The sequence below is a fragment of the Gracilibacillus pellucidus genome (assembly GCF_033949965.1).
GTDB classification, from domain to species: domain Bacteria; phylum Bacillota; class Bacilli; order Bacillales; family Amphibacillaceae; genus Gracilibacillus; species Gracilibacillus pellucidus.
The window spans coordinates 627,497-643,530 of sequence record NZ_JAWZSR010000001.1 but is presented as its reverse complement, the minus strand read 5'-3'; the positions used below and the strand labels follow the sequence as shown (position 1 = coordinate 643,530).

The window sequence follows — 16,034 nt, the reverse complement described above, 5'->3', positions numbered from 1 at the left end:
GATTAATTAGATACTATTCGCAATCCAATAACCGCAATCACAATCAAACTTAAAAAGAATATTCTTTTACGGTCTACTGAATCATGATAAAAAAGCATACCAAGAACAACACTTCCAACCGTTCCCATCCCTGTCCACACCGCATATGCAACGCCTAATGGGATCGTCAGCATTGCAATCGATAGTAATCCTAAACTAAGTGAAAAACCTACGAGGATAAAAACAAAGCCACTAGCTTTTTTACCATCCGCAACTCGCTGCATACCATTAACACCTACTACTTCAAATAGCCCCGCAAAAATCAGAATAATCCAATTCATGGTCTTTGCACCTCTTTCTGCTCTTGTTTCTCCGTAGTTACTGTTTTTAGTCCAATTACTCCGGTTAATAACAGTAGAACAAATATCCATACCCCTACATTAACCTCAGCTTCAAAAAAGATAATATCCACTAACACCGTTCCCAATGTGCCTACACCTACAAAAACAGCATAAACAGTTGATGCAGGTAAACGAGTTGATGCTATAATTAAGCCACCAAAACTAATGATAATGGCAATAGCTGTGAGCGTCCAAGTGAAACCATCATTAGCATATTTCAAGCCAGTAGCCCAGCCTACTTCAATAAGTCCTGCTAATACAACAAAAAACCACCACATACAAACAACTCTCCTTTTAATAAATACTTTTAAAAAGCCCGAGACATACCACTATTATTAGTGATATCTCCCGGGCTTTTTCCCCTCCGTGTCATAGCAAAGCTACGAGTTTCCTCTCGGACCAGGCCAACTATTTTGCTGCGGAACCCTAGAAAACCTTTACTATATGCAATTAACCTCAATTGTATATAGTTTTATTTTTTTTGTCAATTTGATTCAAGTATTTCTACTAAGGTTGGATAAACTTGTGTTAAATAACTCATTATACTAAAGAAATGAATTAGAATAAATTAAAGTTTTAACTTTAAACCTTCATGTGTTACTTTAAAACCTAACTTTTCATAAAACCTTAACGCATCTGGTCTTTTTTTGTCTGTTGTCAGTTGTACTAAATGACAACCACGTTCTTCTGCACGTTGAATTGCCCATTTTATAAGTTCAGTGCCTACACCTTTTCTTCTTACAGATGCCAATGTTCTCACTCCCTCTATTGTAGCTCTCCATCCACCTTGATGTGTTATATGTGGTGTAAAAGTAATTTGTTGGACCCCGATCACTTCATTGTCGTCACAAGCAACTACTAACTCGTTATTAGGATCAGATGTAATAGCATTAAATGCTTTTATATAACTTTTGGGAAGTGGATTCTCATAACGCTCACGCTTACTTCCCAACATATCATCTGCAAGCATTGCAACAATACTATCTAAATCTTTTTCAGTAGCCAATCTAAACTTTATTTCTGCCTTCATTTAATCCCCCCATATTAAATCACTTTGCTCGTTCTTCCTTTCAAAATTATACATTACCCAAACTATTATTTTCCATTTAAATAAGTTGTTCTTTTAAATTAATAAAAGACTCTTCAAGCCTAGGATGCACTACTTTCAAACTATCTTTTTCTTCCATAAGAAAATTAATATAAACAAAAGCAGCATCATCTATCGATATGTCTAATGATTTATTTAATTCTTCCAAGTAAGGAGGTGTTCCATCAATCCACACATCATTGCCTATCGTTATTGGTATACCATATCCACTTTTAGTTCTATCTTTAGGTTAAAGTGAATGACCAGCTGTATAGATACCAACATTATGACCAATCATGCAATTGTCACCTATTTTCACTCCCGCCATATTTAAAATAGTACAATTATAACCTGCATAAAAGTTACTACCTACGTGATTGTTATAACCTAAATCACAATGAAATTTATGCTCAACACTTAGTTAACCACCTATAGTTCCAAACAATTGCTTAATAATATCTTCTCTTGCTACATCGGTATAATTAAATGCTTGAGTAAGTTTATGTGCATGTACGTTTTTCTTTTTTAATTTTGCTGTGTCACGTTCATAGTATATTTTATTTTTCATTTTATTAGACTGCCTTCATTTAATTGATTAGAAATCTTATGTATTATATGTTTTATTATTAAAGAAACTTCATCGATCGTAAATAACTTTCTATCTCAAACTTTGTTAAGTGAAAATACTTATTATTATGTTTTCCATAGTTAAAAAATCCATGTTCCATTCCTTCAAAAGTTTTCAACCTAATATCATTTCCTGCTTGTTTCATTAATTCTATAAATTCAATGTTATGTTGAAAGTCTATTTCCGATGTACCACAAATCCATAAGGTCGGTGGTAAACATTTTTTTATATTATGTATAGGAGACATTTGAAAAGCCTTATCCAGTAAACTCGGATAGCGTCTCCTCATGATATCAACAGCATCCATTACACCTGAAAAAACTATTAGTGCATTAGGCACATGATTTATTGTTGCATTTTCTTTATTGTGATCATCCATTAATTGATCAAACATAATTGCAGACACAGTAATATACGCTCCGGCCGATGAACCACAGACAATGATTTTATTCGGATCTATTCCTAAATCACTTGCATTGTTACGCACCCATTGTACAGCTGATTTAACATCGTAAATTGCTTGTGTTGGTAAAAAATCCTTGTCCGCACCATTTCGATAGTCTACACATATGGCCATCATTCCTTTAGATGAAAAATACTTTGCTTGATGTTGAAATTGTGCTGGAGTTTTAGGGTCTTTTTTAAAGCTAGCACCATTAAAAAATAAAACAACTGCCTTTTCACTATGGTTGGATGTAGAATCAAAGATATACAACTTTACATTTCTATCGCCTACTACTTTCTAACTCTTTTCTATTACAGGATATTCAAATGTAATGGTTTTCATCATGATTCTCCTTCGAGCAAATTATTAATTTAAACAATACCATAATTACCAAAAATTATCTATATATACAAAAGAGAACCAAAAGGAAGCTATACAACCTCTTGATTCTCTCCTGCGTATGATAGAGATGTCGAACACTAGTTATATACCCTTATGCAATGTAAATAAACATTTTCTCGCAAAAAACTTCACATTTCAGACGGTGCTTCTATTCCTAATAAGTGTAAACCTTCATTTAGAACAATTTGAACTGCTTGAACAAGCTTCAATCTTACTTGCTGTTGATTATCATTTTTCAGTATCCGTACCGCACCATAATATTTATTAAAGGCTTTGGATAGTTGGAGAACATATTTTGCTATTTTTGATGGGTCATTCCGATCAAATGCCTGCTGAATGACATGAGGAAATTCCATTAATGATTTAATAATGGACCACGATAATTCATCCACACACGTTAATGTAGCATCATTATCATGATATGCTGCCTTGTGTAAAATAGATGAAGCACGTGCATGTGTATACTGAACATATGGACCTGTTTCACCTTCAAACTTCAGCATTTCTTCTAAAGAAAATTCAATATCGTTTAAACGATAGTTTTTTAAATCATGGAAAATGACAGCTCCTACTCCAACTTGACGCGCAACTTCTTCTTTAAATGCTAGTGATGGATTCTTATCCTGAATATTATTTGTCGCAAGTTCAATCGCATCATGCAGAACATCTTCTAATAACACTACTTTACCTTTACGAGTAGACATTTTTTTACCGTCTTTTAATATCATTCCAAATGGGACATGAGTAAGACCTTCATGCCATTCATAACCCATTTTCTCTATAACGTTAAAAAGTTGTTGGAAATGTAATGTCTGCTCGTTTCCTACGACATAAATGGATTTAGCAACTTGATATGTTTGCTGACGATAGATTGCTGCAGCTATATCACGAGTGGCATATAATGTTGTGCCATCCTTTTTCTTAATCAAACAAGGCGGGAGCTGCCCGTCTAACGGCACCACCTGTGCTCCTTCAGATTCTTGTAACAAATTCTGCTCTGTTAATAATTCAACTACTTTTTCCATTTTGTCATTATAAAACGCTTCTCCATGATAGGAATCAAACGGAACATGCAATAATTCATATATCTTCGAAAACTCTTTTATAGATTCATCACGGAACCATTTCCATAATTGCAATGCTTCCTCATCGCCATCCTCTAATTTTTTAAACCATTGTCGTCCTTGTTCATTTAATTCTTCATTTTTCTCTGCCTCTTCATGAAAACGAATATACAATGTAAACAGCTCTTTTATCGGATTCTTTCGTACTAATTGCTCATCGCCCCATAAATGGTATGCAGTGATTAGCTTACCAAATTGAGTACCCCAATCACCAAGATGGTTAATTCTAACTGGCTTATACCCACATTTTTCTGCAATAAGTGCTAATGAATTTCCGATTACCGTTGAGCGCAAATGTCCCATTGAAAAAGGTTTCGCAATATTCGGTGAGGAAAAATCTATCGTAATAACTTCTTGGCCACTAAGCTCTACATTTCCATAATTGGCTTGTTGAGAAATAATTTCTTCTAAAACTTGTGATGAGATATTCACTTTATTCAAAAACACATTTACATAACCATTTATAGCTTCTACTTTTTCAAATAAAGAAAGTGACTGCATGTTATTCGCAAGTTCTAGTGCGATTTGTTGCGGTGATTGACGATATATTTTAGCTAATTCAAAACATGGAAAAGCTATGTCCCCCATATGCGCATATTTCGGTTGCTCAATCATGCTACTTATTTGACTTTTGGTTACTTGTTGCTTCAATTGCTCATAAAGTATATCAGTAAATTGGTCTGTATAGTTCATGTTATCTTCCTCCCCAAAAAAATAACTCCCGTCTCTTTTCATCTGAAAGAGACGGGAGCATATCACCCGCGGTACCACTCAACTTGTTTTGTCAAAACCACTCTTTTTGTTAACGAGGTAGTTCCCCCGACTTCTCCTACTCACCATTCAAAGAAGTATCTCCAAAGTGCGCTTCGTTATTTGCTAAATGACCAGGCTCACACCCTCCCCGGCTCGCTTTACTTTCACAAACAACTACTCTCTTTGTCATTGATTTTTCCAATTATATTTTAACCTATTATACTCATTTTCGTTAGAATTTCAATACTTTTTTGTGAATTTTTTCAACTTGCTACAATATAAGCTATAGTTAACTTATAACTACACAGATAAGTTTATTGACGTTAGTTGAATACTTTTTGCAAATAAAAGCTTATCCTAATTTTTACTCTTAAGAGACATTAATATTTAACTAATTATTGTTCTGGAACTATTTAAAAGTAACATAGGAGACACTTACCGTATACCTATAGAACATCAACATACTGCCATGAATAATATGGTATCTATTTGAAGTCTTAAAAAGATTGCAAAAAAAGACGCCCTTCAGTAATAAAACCGATGGGCTGAGAATAATCTACTTTTAATAATAGGAAGTTGCAGTAATTAAACTTAGAATATTGTCTTCTTGAAGCGTATCACTAGCAACTTTATTTCGCTGCATTTTACTACACTTAATGCATTCATGAATTATTTGAAAACCTTTTTTTCCTGAATGCTCCAAACTAATTGGACGCATCATGCCTTTGCAATTGCTTAAACGATCACCCGGGTGATTATCTAAATGCTTTGAAAATAGACAATATGGACAGTGATTGCGAAAACTTCCATTTGTCAATGGTACTACATCGGCTCCACAATTTTCACATTGAAAAGCAGTGTTTTCTGTTAATCTACTCAACGTTATCTTCCTCCAAGACGAATTTTCATCTTTGGAGAAAGGGTTCTGTTAGTTTTCCTACTCTTAGTAGTTTCAGGCTTTTAAAGTGAATTTACAGATTCACCGCTTCGTTCTGCAAAGCGATTACTTCTAGTTCCTACTTCACAGGAGCATATTTCATCTCTTGATCCGGACCATGATTGACTTTATGAATTTGTATCAACCACTGTAAGACGGACTTCTCCATCTTCCACTAGTAAGTGTTCATCCTTAATCACTGACATTGGCAATCATCCCCTAAAAGATACGTTTAAGTTTAATTAATTGGCTCAAAAAACCACTCCAATTTTTATTTTACTTTAGATTATTCTCTTTATTTATTATACAATAAAATTTTCCAAAACAAACGTTTTTATCGAATTCTATTGTTTTTTTCCATATACTTCTCTATAGCATCCAAAATATAGTGAGTGAAAGTTACTTGCTAATAAAGCTAGCGATAAGATATTCACTCTATTCAAAAAACATTTACATCACCATTCAATACTTCTACCTTCTCAAATAAAGAAAGTGACTGCATGTTATTCACTAGTTCCATCACAATACGTTGCGGTGTACGTCATTTCCACTAGTAATCGATCTTCTTCATACCTCATCAATGTTTCTGTATTTTCATCCGTATCATCTGAGCTACAAGCAACCAAAGCAATACTGATCAACACCGCAAGACAAAGCATCCACCATTTTTTCGAAGTGTATTTAAAATAGGATGTGTGGTCAACATCCTTTTCATTCCTATTTTATACCTACTACTGCAATTGTATCTCACTAAACACTTGGCGTCGAACATCATCGAATTCCAATATTTCCTGCGGTTTCCCAGGAAATATTAAAGGAAATTAATTATTTCCTAATTCATCTCGCCATTCTAATAAATCTACTTTTTCTGCTTCTGTTATTTCCTCTTTTTCTACTAATGTTTCTGCTAAAATATCAAAGTTCGTAATTGTGGTAAAAGGAATATTAGCATCACTAAATTGGTTATTTGCTTTATTTAAGCCGTAACTAAAGATCGCTATAACACTTAATACTTCCGCTCCTACGTCTTGTAAAACAAGTGCACTATCAATCGATGAGCCACCAGTGGAGATTAAATCTTCAATAACGATGACTTTATCTCCTTTTTCCACCTTACCTTCTATCTGATTTCCTTTACCGTGACCTTTTGGCTTCGAACGCACGTATACCATCGGCAAGTCTAAATAATCTGCTAACCAAGCCGCATGTGGAATACCAGCTGTTGCACAACCTGCAATTACATCTGGTTTTTCATCCATTCCATTAATTATTTCCGCAAATTGCTCAACAATTTGTTTTCGTACTTTTGGATAAGACATCGTTAAACGATTATCACAATAGATCGGGGAATGAATCCCAGATGTCCAGACGAATGAGCGGTCTGGTCGAATTTGAATTGCTTCTATTTCATATAATGCATTGGCGATCTCTTTTGATTTAAGCATGTTGCCACTCCTCTACTACTCGTTCATAATTTGCTTTTGGATTTTCTGCTTGTGTGATACTTCTTCCTATTACTAGATAATCAGATCCGTTTCGTTTGGCTAATGCTGGTGTTGCGACGCGTTTTTGGTCGTCTTGCGTGGAATCACTTAATCTAATACCAGGTGTAACGGTTAAGAAATCTGCTCCGCAAGCTTGCTTAATAATCGGTACTTCATGTGCAGAACAGACTACTCCATCTGCTCCACTGTTTTTCGTTAATAGCGCTAATCGTTGGACAGCATCTTCAACAGACTGTTGAACAAATAATTCATCACGTAACGTAGACTCATCCATCGAAGTTAACACCGTAACAGCGATTAATTTAGCAACACTCCCATTTCGGGCGCCTCTTTCTAATCCTCTTTTGGCTGCCTTAATCATGTCTGATCCTCCGGTAGCATGAACATTAACAATATCCACACCTAACCGCGCTAAATTGTACATCGCTTTTTCTACCGTTGTCGGGATATCATGTAATTTTAAATCTAAAAAGATGGGATGGTTATGTTGCTTTAACCAAGCAATCATTTCTTTCCCTTCGCGATAATATAGTTCCATCCCTACCTTTACTGGTACACCATATAAGTCATTGTTTTCAATAAATGCTTTCACTTCGTCTGCTGTAGGAAAATCTAACGCAAGGAAAAATGGTTGTTTCATGATATATGCCCCTTCCCAATCGCATCTTCAACTGATTCAAATCCATATTGTTCTAATACACTTGGCAGTTCACGAATAATTTCTGGACATGCTAGCGGATTTTGGAAGTTAGCTGTTCCAACCGCAACTGCATTTGCTCCCGCTAATAAAAATTCTAATGCATCCTCCGCTGTTACAATCCCACCCATTCCAATAATCGGAATATCGAGCGCTTGGCGCACTTCATAAATCATTCTAATTGCAACTGGTTTAATCGCAGGGCCTGATAATCCACCTGTTTTATTCGCAATAATTGGCTTGCGTTGCTTCAGGTTTATCTGCATACCCGTTAGTGTATTAATCATCGAAATGCCATCTGCTCCTGCATCTGCTACCGCTTTTGCCATTTCTACAATGTTGGACACATTCGGTGATAATTTGACATATACCGGATAATCGCTTGCCTCTTTTACTTGACTAGTTACTTCCTTAGCAAGGGCTGGATCTGTTCCAAATTGCACGCCGCCCTCTTTTACATTCGGACAAGAAATATTCAATTCAATTGCAGTAATATCTGCTGAGTGATTTAATGTTTTCGTCACATAAACATATTCCTCAACCGTACTTCCAGCGACATTGGCAATAACTGGTGTATCATAAGAACGTAAAAAAGGTAGTTCTTCTGCAATAATTTTATCTACACCAGGATTTTGTAAGCCTATCGCATTTAACATCCCACTTGAGGTCTCCGCAACTCGTGGTGTAGGGTTTCCATATCTTGCTTCACCTGTTGCTGCTTTGACAATAATCGCACCTAACTCACTTAAATCATAAAATTGACTATACTCTTTGCCGAATCCAAAGCAACCAGATGCAGGCATGACAGGGTTTTTTAATGCTAAACCAGGTAAATTAGTTGCTAACTTCATGTTAAGATCACCTCATTCGCAGAAAATACTGGGCCATCCTTACAGATCTTTTTCGACTTCGTAGCATCTTCTTTCAATGGAACCACACATGCGTAACATGTTCCGACACCACAGCCCATTCTCTCTTCTAAAGAAATGTAACCTTTATGATTCTCTAATTGACTAGACACTGCCTGTAACATAGGGGTTGGACCACATGAGAAAAAGTAATCAAATGTTGGATTTATCGTTTCAATAATATCTGTGACAAACCCTTTCGTTCCATAACTCCCGTCATTTGTCGCTATATATGTATCACCAAGTGCTTGAAACTTCTCTTCATAAAAGATTTGCTCCTTCGTTTGAAAACCTAAAACACTTGTCACTTGTACACCCTTTTCCTTCAATGTTTTCGCAAGATAGTAGAGTGGTGGAACACCAATTCCACCACCTACGATTAATGCTCGCTCCAATTCTAACTGCTCAATTGGATAATAACTACCACATGGCAAGATAACATCAAGCGAATCACCAGCTTGAAAAGTACTTAATGCACGTGTACCTTCACCAAATATCTTAAAGATAATTGTAAATGTCTCCTGTTGAACGTCAACTCCTGCAACAGATACAGGTCTTCTTAACATATGATGCGCCAGGGCAATGTGTACAAATTGCCCTGGTTTTAATTGTTTTGCTAAAGCTGATTCTAGTACGACTTCATATGTGTCTTGTGCTATTTGTATATGACTTTTAATCGTTAACGATTGTTTCGTGATCATCGTACAACAGCCTTCCCTTCTACTGCTGGTTTCGCATTAAATGTTGTGGAATCAATCACATTGACAATTGCCTCTGCCGTATCTAAGCTTGTCAAACATGGAACACCATGTTCTACCGCTTCACGACGAATTCTAAAGCCATCAGAACGAGGTTTTTTACCAGAAGTCAGTGTGTTAATCACGACTTGCACTTCCCCTTTTTCAATTATCGAGATAACATTCTTATCTTCCGCTCCTACTTTCCCAACTTCTGTGACTGGAATAGATAATTCTCGAATAGTTTGAGCCGTTCCTTCTGTCGCATAAATATGGAAGCCTAATTCATTGAAGCGTTTAGCTAGCTCTGCTGCTTCTTCTTTATCCTTATCTGCAATCGTAATTAAGATCGCACCTTCCGTCGGAATCGTTAATCCAGATGCTGTTAATCCTTTGTATAATGCTTTTTCCAATGTTCGATCTCGTCCAATTGCCTCACCTGTTGATTTCATTTCCGGTCCAAGCATTGTATCAACACTACGTAATTTAGCAAACGAGAAGACAGGCACCTTTACAGATACAGTTGCTGGTTCTGGTAACAAACCTGTTGTGTAATCCATATTTGCAAGTGATTCACCTATGATACAACGTGTAGCAATATTAGCCATTGTTACGCCAGTAATTTTACTTAAAAATGGAATTGTACGGCTTGCTCTCGGATTTACTTCTAATACATATACTTCATTTTCATGTACAACAAATTGCAGATTGATTAGTCCTTTGACTCCTAATTTTTCCGCAATTTTAATCGTGATATCCACACACTTATCCTTAACTTCCTCAGAAAGTCGTTGTGTCGGATAGACAGCGATTGAGTCACCGGAGTGTACACCTGCTCGTTCAATGTGCTCCATTACACCAGGAATGATCGTTGTGTCGCCATCACTAATCGCATCTACTTCTACTTCGATTCCTGTTAAATATTTATCAATTAAAACTGGATGCTTATGTTTTATATGATTTGTCTTCGCTAAATAGCTTTCTAGCTCTGCTTCACTATAAACAATCTCCATCTGGCTTCCACCGATTACATAGGACGGTCTAACAAGAACAGGATATCCAATTGAAGCCGCTACTTCTTTTGCTTGTTCAAGTTGTCTAACACTTTTACCTTTTGGCTGCGGAATGGCCAATTCTTCCAAGAGTTGTTCAAACTTATCACGATCTTCTGCCGTATCGATTGCAGAAAGTGGTGTACCTAAAATCTGTACCCCTCTTCGCTCTAATCCCTCTGCTAGATTAATAGCAGTTTGACCACCAAATTGTACGATAACTCCTTCAGGCTGTTCTAGTTCCACCACATGCATCACGTCTTCTAATGTTAATGGTTCAAAATACAATTTGTCGGATACACTAAAATCTGTTGAAACGGTCTCTGGATTACTATTCATAATAATTGCTTCATATCCTGCTTCTTTTAATGCCAAGACCGAATGAACCGTCGCATAGTCAAATTCAATCCCTTGACCGATACGAATCGGCCCAGAACCAATTACTAAGATCTTCTTACGTTCTGATACAATTGATTCATTTTCTTCTTCATAAGCACTATAGAAGTAAGGTGTTGCTGATTCAAATTCTGCTGCACACGTATCAACCATTTTATAGACAGGCAACATATTTTCTGATTTTCTTAAATGATAAATATCATCTACATCCACATTCCAGATTCTTGCGATATGTGGGTCAGATAACCCTAATATTTTCGCCTCTTTCAACAAGTCTAGGTTTTGTGGAATATCGGCTAATTTAGCTTCAAAATCAATCATTTTCTTCAATTTATTTAAGAAGAAGCGATCGATCTTCGTCATTTGAAAAATTTCTTCAACTGACATACCTTTTCTTAGCACTTCTGCTAATACATAAATACGTTCATCATCCGCATCTACTAAACGATCTTTTAATACTTCCAATGATTGTTCTGATAATTTTGGTAAATAGAAATCCTCCCCACTAATATCTAGTGAGCGAATACCTTTTAGAAACGATTCTTCAAAGTTACGTCCAACTGCCATTACCTCTCCCGTTGCTTTCATTTGCGTACCAAGTTTTCGATTTCCTAGTACAAACTTATCAAATGGAAAACGCGGAAATTTCGTTACAACATAATCTAATGCTGGTTCGTACAAGGCAAAAGTTGTACCAGTGATTGGATTAATAATTTCATCTAGTGTCATACCAATAGAAATTTTCGCCGCAATCTTCGCAATAGGATAACCCGTCGCTTTCGAAGCTAATGCTGATGAACGACTAACACGAGGATTTACCTCAATAATATAATATTGGAAGCTATCAGGGTCTAATGCTAACTGGACGTTGCAACCACCTTCGATTTCTAATGCGCGAATTATTTTTAAAGATGCCGAACGGAGCATTTGATATTCACGATCACTTAATGTTTGTGAAGGAGCTACAACAATTGAGTCACCTGTATGAATTCCTACTGGATCAATATTTTCCATGTTACATACAACAATTGCTTGGTCATTACGATCACGCATTACTTCATATTCAATTTCCTTGAATCCAGCAATATTTCGTTCAATCAAACATTGATCTACTGGTGATAAAGCTAAACCACTTTTGGTAATTTCACATAATTCTGCTTCGTTATAGCACATACCTCCACCAGTACCGCCTAATGTATAGGCAGGCCTTACGATAAGTGGATAGCCAATCTCCTCAGCAAAAGCTACTGCTTCCTGAACGGAATGAACAATTTGACTTTCTGGAACAGGCTCATTAATGTCATTCATTAATGTTCTGAATTTCTCCCGATCCTCTGCTTGTTGAATCGCATCTAATTTTGTTCCGAGTAATTCCACATCATATTCGGCTAAAATACCAGATTCATCTAATGCTACTGCTAGATTTAAACCAGTTTGACCACCTAATGTAGGTAAAACCGCGTCAGGTTGTTCTTTACGAATAATTTTCGATAAGAATTCAACTGTTAATGGCTCCATATATACCGTATCTGCTACTGTATGATCTGTCATAATGGTAGCTGGATTGGAATTTGCTAAAATTACTTTGTAACCTTCCTCTTTTAATGATTGACATGCTTGTGTCCCTGAATAATCAAACTCTGCTGCTTGTCCAATTACAATTGGTCCTGATCCAATCACTAAAATTTTCTCGATATCGTGTCGCTTTGGCATTAGACTTCCTCCTTACATAGTGCTTGATAGCTTGCAATATTCTCGATAAAACGGTCAAACAAATAGTTCGTATCATCTGGTCCTGGGGAGCTTTCGGGATGATATTGGACAGAGAAGGCTGGGTAATTTCTATGCTTCACACCTTCTACCGTTTTATCATTTAAAGCAACCTGTGTAAGCTCTAAATCTGTGGCTGCTAGTGATGCCTCTCTTACGGCATAGCCGTGATTCTGTGATGTTAAGTACGCACGTTTTGTTTCAAAATCGTAAACAGGATGATTAGAACCTCGATGACCAAATATTAATTTTTCCGTGTCTGCTCCACATGCTAATGCTAACAACTGATGCCCTAAACAAATACCAAAGGTTGGTACGTGTGGAATGACCTGTTTGATCATATCAATTGCTTCTGGAACATTTTTCGGGTCACCAGGCCCATTTGTAAGCATAATACCATCTGGTTTCAATCGCAGGATATTTTCAGCACTATAATTATAAGGAACAACCGTAACATGGCAATTACGTTTCGTTAACTCTCGCAGAATACCATGCTTCATACCGAAATCTACTAATACAATTCGATAGCCTCTACCAGGAGATACATACGGTTTTATCGTAGAAACCATTTCTACTTGATTGGTTAATAGCTTGCTCTGAGCTAATTTCTGTGCTGCTTCTTGATCTTCTGCACCTGCTTCTGTGATAATTCCACGCATTGTTCCGTGTTTACGCAAAAGCTTCGTTAACTTTCTCGTATCAATTCCAGCAATACCTGGTATATTGTTCGCTTGAAGATACGCATCTAAATTTTCATCACTTCGAAAGTTTGATGGTGATTGTGCAACTTCTTTTACTACAAATCCAAAAATGGATGGATTGATTGTTTCAAAATCATCACGGTTTACACCGTAATTTCCGATTAGTGGATATGTCATCGTTACAATTTGTCCGCAGTAAGACGGATCGGTTAATATTTCTTGATAACCAGTCATTCCTGTATTAAATACGACTTCACCAATACTCTCTTCTAAAGAACCAAATGCTTCTCCATTAAAAACAGTACCATCTTCCAAAATTAATTGTCTTTTCATTCTGTCCACTCCTCATATACTGTTTCGCCTTGATAGATTGTCATAACGGGTTTCCCTGTTACTTCCCATCCATTAAATGGGGTGTTTTTTCCTTTAGATAGAAAGCTTTGCTTATCAATTGTTTCTTGTGTATCCACACTAAGCAATGTTAAATCGGCACTCACACCAGACTCTATTCGACCGTATGGTAAACCGAAAGTATCCGCTGGCTTCACTGTCATCCAGTCAATTAATTGTTTTAACGTGAAAATTCCTTTTTTCACAAAGTGGGTATGTAAAAGTGAAAATGCTGTTTCGAATCCGACAATACCGAATGGTGCTTCTTCCATTCCATTTGCCTTTTCCTCGGCTGTATGTGGCGCATGATCTGTCGCAATAAAATCGATCGTACCATCAAGCAATCCATCAATTAATGCTTGCTGATCTTCTTTAGCTCGTAGTGGCGGGTTCATTTTAAAATTAGCATCATTTTCTGTGATGGCATGCTCATTTAATAGTAGGTGGTGCGGGGTTACTTCTGCTGTTACGTGAATACCTGCTTTTTTTGCATCACGAATCGTGCGTACAGATTCTTCTGTACTTACGTGGCATACATGGTAATGACAACCTGATGCTTCAGCTAATAGTACATCTCGAGCAATCTGTACCGATTCACAAATAGATGGAATACCTTGTAAGCCTAACTGTTTACTTACTTCTCCATCATGCATTACACCATTATGGATTAGCGTATTTTCTTCGCAATGCGCAACAATCGGCATATTAATGGAAGCGGCTCTTGTCATCGCTTGAAGCATCATATCTGCTGACTGGACACCAACACCATCATCCGTAAAAGCAAACGCTCCTTCTGTTTTTAATGCTTTCATATCTGTTAATTTATTCCCAACAAGGCGCTCTGTAATAGAGGCATATGGCAATACTCGGATTGTAGCCGTTTCATTGATTCTATTTTGAATTGATTGTAAGACATTAGTCGAATCAGGTGTAGGCTGTGTATTCGGCATCGCGCAAACAGTTGTATAACCGCCACGTGCTGCTGCATTAGTTCCGGTCTCAATCGTTTCTTTTGCCTCACCACCTGGCTCTCTTAAGTGAACATGTACATCAACAAAACCTGGTGTAACAAGGTTTCCTTTTCCATCAATCATTTCGGCACCTTGTGCTTCAATTTCTGTTCCAATCGCTTTAATGATTCCATCCTCTATTAATAGTTCACATGCTTGAACCTCACCATTATCCAATATGCGCTTTACGTTTCTTAAAACTTTTTTCATTGGAATAGCCCCCTTTGTTTAATAATGTTTCTATTACTGCCATTCTTGCAGCAACACCATTCTCCATCTGTTTAAATATTCTAGAACGTGCACATTCTACTAAACTACTATCAATTTCTACTCCGCGATTAACAGGAGCAGGATGTAAGATGATAGCATGTTCTTTCATCCTTCTCTCTCTTTCTATTGTTAAACCATATTGTTCTAGATAACTTGCTTGTTGAAGTGCCATTTGATTTTGATGACGTTCATGCTGAATTCTTAGTAACATCAATACATCAGCACATTCTACTGCCTCATCCATCGTGATGTATGGAAGACCGAGTGTTTCATCATGCCATGCTTCCATCCCTGTTAAATAAACTTCACAACCTAATGTCGAAAGAGCAATAGCATTTGACCTCGCAACACGACTATGCTTAATGTCACCTGCAATCACTACTTTCAATCCTTTAAACTGTTGAAAATCTTGATAGATCGTTACTAAATCTAGTAGTGATTGTGTTGGGTGTTCCCCCGTCCCATCACCAGCATTAATGACGGGAATCGATAATGATTCTGCTAATTGCTTTGCAATATTTTCTTCTTGATGCCTAAGTACAATTAAGTTTGCGCCAATCGATTCAAATGTTCTAGCTGTATCATAAATACTTTCTCCTTTTATCACACTAGAAAAATCAGAGACAAAATCAAGAGGTTCAATCCCTAGCTTTCTCTCGGCTACTACAAAACTCATTTTCGTTCGAGTGCTAGGTTCAAAGAAAAGATTAGCAGCAAAATATTGCTTATTGAGTGGCTGAATGCCTTGCTTAGTCATTTCATTCGCTTTTCTAATCAATTGAAGAATTTCTGCTTCTGTTTTATCCTTCATTGTCACAAAATGATTCATACGATTTTCCTCC

General features: G+C 36.7%; 15 protein-coding genes, 1 pseudogene, 1 riboswitch and 1 other annotated feature. All 16 genes and pseudogenes read right to left on the bottom strand.

The window, feature by feature from the left end:
- Nucleotides 1–2: 2 nt before the first annotated feature.
- The 16 genes and pseudogenes from SH601_RS03110 to SH601_RS03035 all read right to left on the bottom strand — a co-directional run bounded on the left by SH601_RS03110 (nt 3) and on the right by SH601_RS03035 (nt 16,021).
- Nucleotides 3–320, bottom strand: coding sequence for a DMT family transporter (locus SH601_RS03110; protein WP_319956766.1), 318 nt, complete (start codon nt 318–320; stop codon nt 3–5).
- Nucleotides 317–658, bottom strand: a complete 342-nt coding sequence (locus SH601_RS03105; RefSeq protein WP_319956765.1) for a DMT family transporter — start codon at nt 656–658, stop codon at nt 317–319. The genes SH601_RS03110 and SH601_RS03105 overlap by 4 nt, the downstream gene beginning before the upstream one ends.
- 65 nt (nt 659–723) lie before the next feature.
- Nucleotides 724–821, bottom strand: a riboswitch (guanidine-I (ykkC/yxkD leader).
- Between the two features lie 127 nt (nt 822–948).
- On the bottom strand, nt 949–1,410 hold the full coding sequence (locus SH601_RS03100; RefSeq protein ID WP_319956764.1) for a GNAT family N-acetyltransferase: 462 nt from the start codon (nt 1,408–1,410) through the stop codon (nt 949–951).
- A 76-nt stretch (nt 1,411–1,486) separates the two neighbouring features.
- Nucleotides 1,487–2,035, bottom strand: a pseudogene (locus SH601_RS03095) (LbetaH domain-containing protein).
- Nucleotides 2,036–2,093: 58 nt separating this feature from the next.
- Nucleotides 2,094–2,810, bottom strand: a complete 717-nt coding sequence (locus SH601_RS03090; RefSeq protein WP_319956763.1) for an alpha/beta hydrolase — start codon at nt 2,808–2,810, stop codon at nt 2,094–2,096.
- 260 nt (nt 2,811–3,070) lie between these two features.
- Nucleotides 3,071–4,759, bottom strand: coding sequence for an arginine--tRNA ligase (gene argS, locus SH601_RS03085; RefSeq protein WP_319956762.1), 1,689 nt, complete (start codon nt 4,757–4,759; stop codon nt 3,071–3,073).
- Nucleotides 4,760–4,803: 44 nt separating this feature from the next.
- Nucleotides 4,804–5,018: a binding site (T-box leader), on the bottom strand.
- A gap of 363 nt (nt 5,019–5,381) precedes the next feature.
- On the bottom strand, nt 5,382–5,699 hold the full coding sequence (locus SH601_RS03080) for an RNHCP domain-containing protein (protein WP_319956761.1): 318 nt from the start codon (nt 5,697–5,699) through the stop codon (nt 5,382–5,384).
- Between the two features lie 560 nt (nt 5,700–6,259).
- The gene (locus SH601_RS03075; RefSeq protein WP_319956760.1) at nt 6,260–6,400 is read right to left on the bottom strand and encodes a hypothetical protein; all 141 of its coding nucleotides are present in this window, start codon (nt 6,398–6,400) and stop codon (nt 6,260–6,262) included.
- Nucleotides 6,401–6,577: 177 nt separating this feature from the next.
- Nucleotides 6,578–7,201, bottom strand: coding sequence for an orotate phosphoribosyltransferase (gene pyrE / locus SH601_RS03070; RefSeq protein WP_319956759.1), 624 nt, complete (start codon nt 7,199–7,201; stop codon nt 6,578–6,580).
- On the bottom strand, nt 7,194–7,901 hold the full coding sequence (pyrF, locus tag SH601_RS03065) for an orotidine-5'-phosphate decarboxylase (RefSeq protein ID WP_319956758.1): 708 nt from the start codon (nt 7,899–7,901) through the stop codon (nt 7,194–7,196). The genes pyrE and pyrF overlap by 8 nt, the downstream gene beginning before the upstream one ends.
- Nucleotides 7,898–8,809 carry a dihydroorotate dehydrogenase gene (locus tag SH601_RS03060; RefSeq protein ID WP_319956757.1) on the bottom strand — a complete coding sequence of 304 codons (912 nt, stop codon included), beginning with the start codon at nt 8,807–8,809 and terminating at the stop codon, nt 7,898–7,900. Before SH601_RS03060 ends, pyrF begins: the two co-directional genes overlap by 4 nt.
- A complete protein-coding gene (locus tag SH601_RS03055; protein ID WP_319956756.1) occupies nt 8,806–9,567 on the bottom strand; it encodes a dihydroorotate dehydrogenase electron transfer subunit in 762 nt (253 codons plus the stop codon). Before SH601_RS03055 ends, SH601_RS03060 begins: the two co-directional genes overlap by 4 nt.
- On the bottom strand, nt 9,564–12,764 hold the full coding sequence (gene carB / locus SH601_RS03050; RefSeq protein WP_319956755.1) for a carbamoyl-phosphate synthase large subunit: 3,201 nt from the start codon (nt 12,762–12,764) through the stop codon (nt 9,564–9,566). Before carB ends, SH601_RS03055 begins: the two co-directional genes overlap by 4 nt.
- Nucleotides 12,764–13,855: a carbamoyl phosphate synthase small subunit gene (locus SH601_RS03045; RefSeq protein ID WP_319956754.1), complete on the bottom strand. Its 1,092-nt coding sequence runs from the start codon at nt 13,853–13,855 to the stop codon at nt 12,764–12,766. The genes carB and SH601_RS03045 overlap by 1 nt, the downstream gene beginning before the upstream one ends.
- Nucleotides 13,852–15,132, bottom strand: a complete 1,281-nt coding sequence (locus SH601_RS03040; RefSeq protein WP_319956753.1) for a dihydroorotase — start codon at nt 15,130–15,132, stop codon at nt 13,852–13,854. Before SH601_RS03040 ends, SH601_RS03045 begins: the two co-directional genes overlap by 4 nt.
- Nucleotides 15,092–16,021, bottom strand: coding sequence for an aspartate carbamoyltransferase catalytic subunit (locus tag SH601_RS03035; protein WP_319956752.1), 930 nt, complete (start codon nt 16,019–16,021; stop codon nt 15,092–15,094). The genes SH601_RS03040 and SH601_RS03035 overlap by 41 nt, the downstream gene beginning before the upstream one ends.
- Nucleotides 16,022–16,034 lie beyond the last annotated feature (13 nt).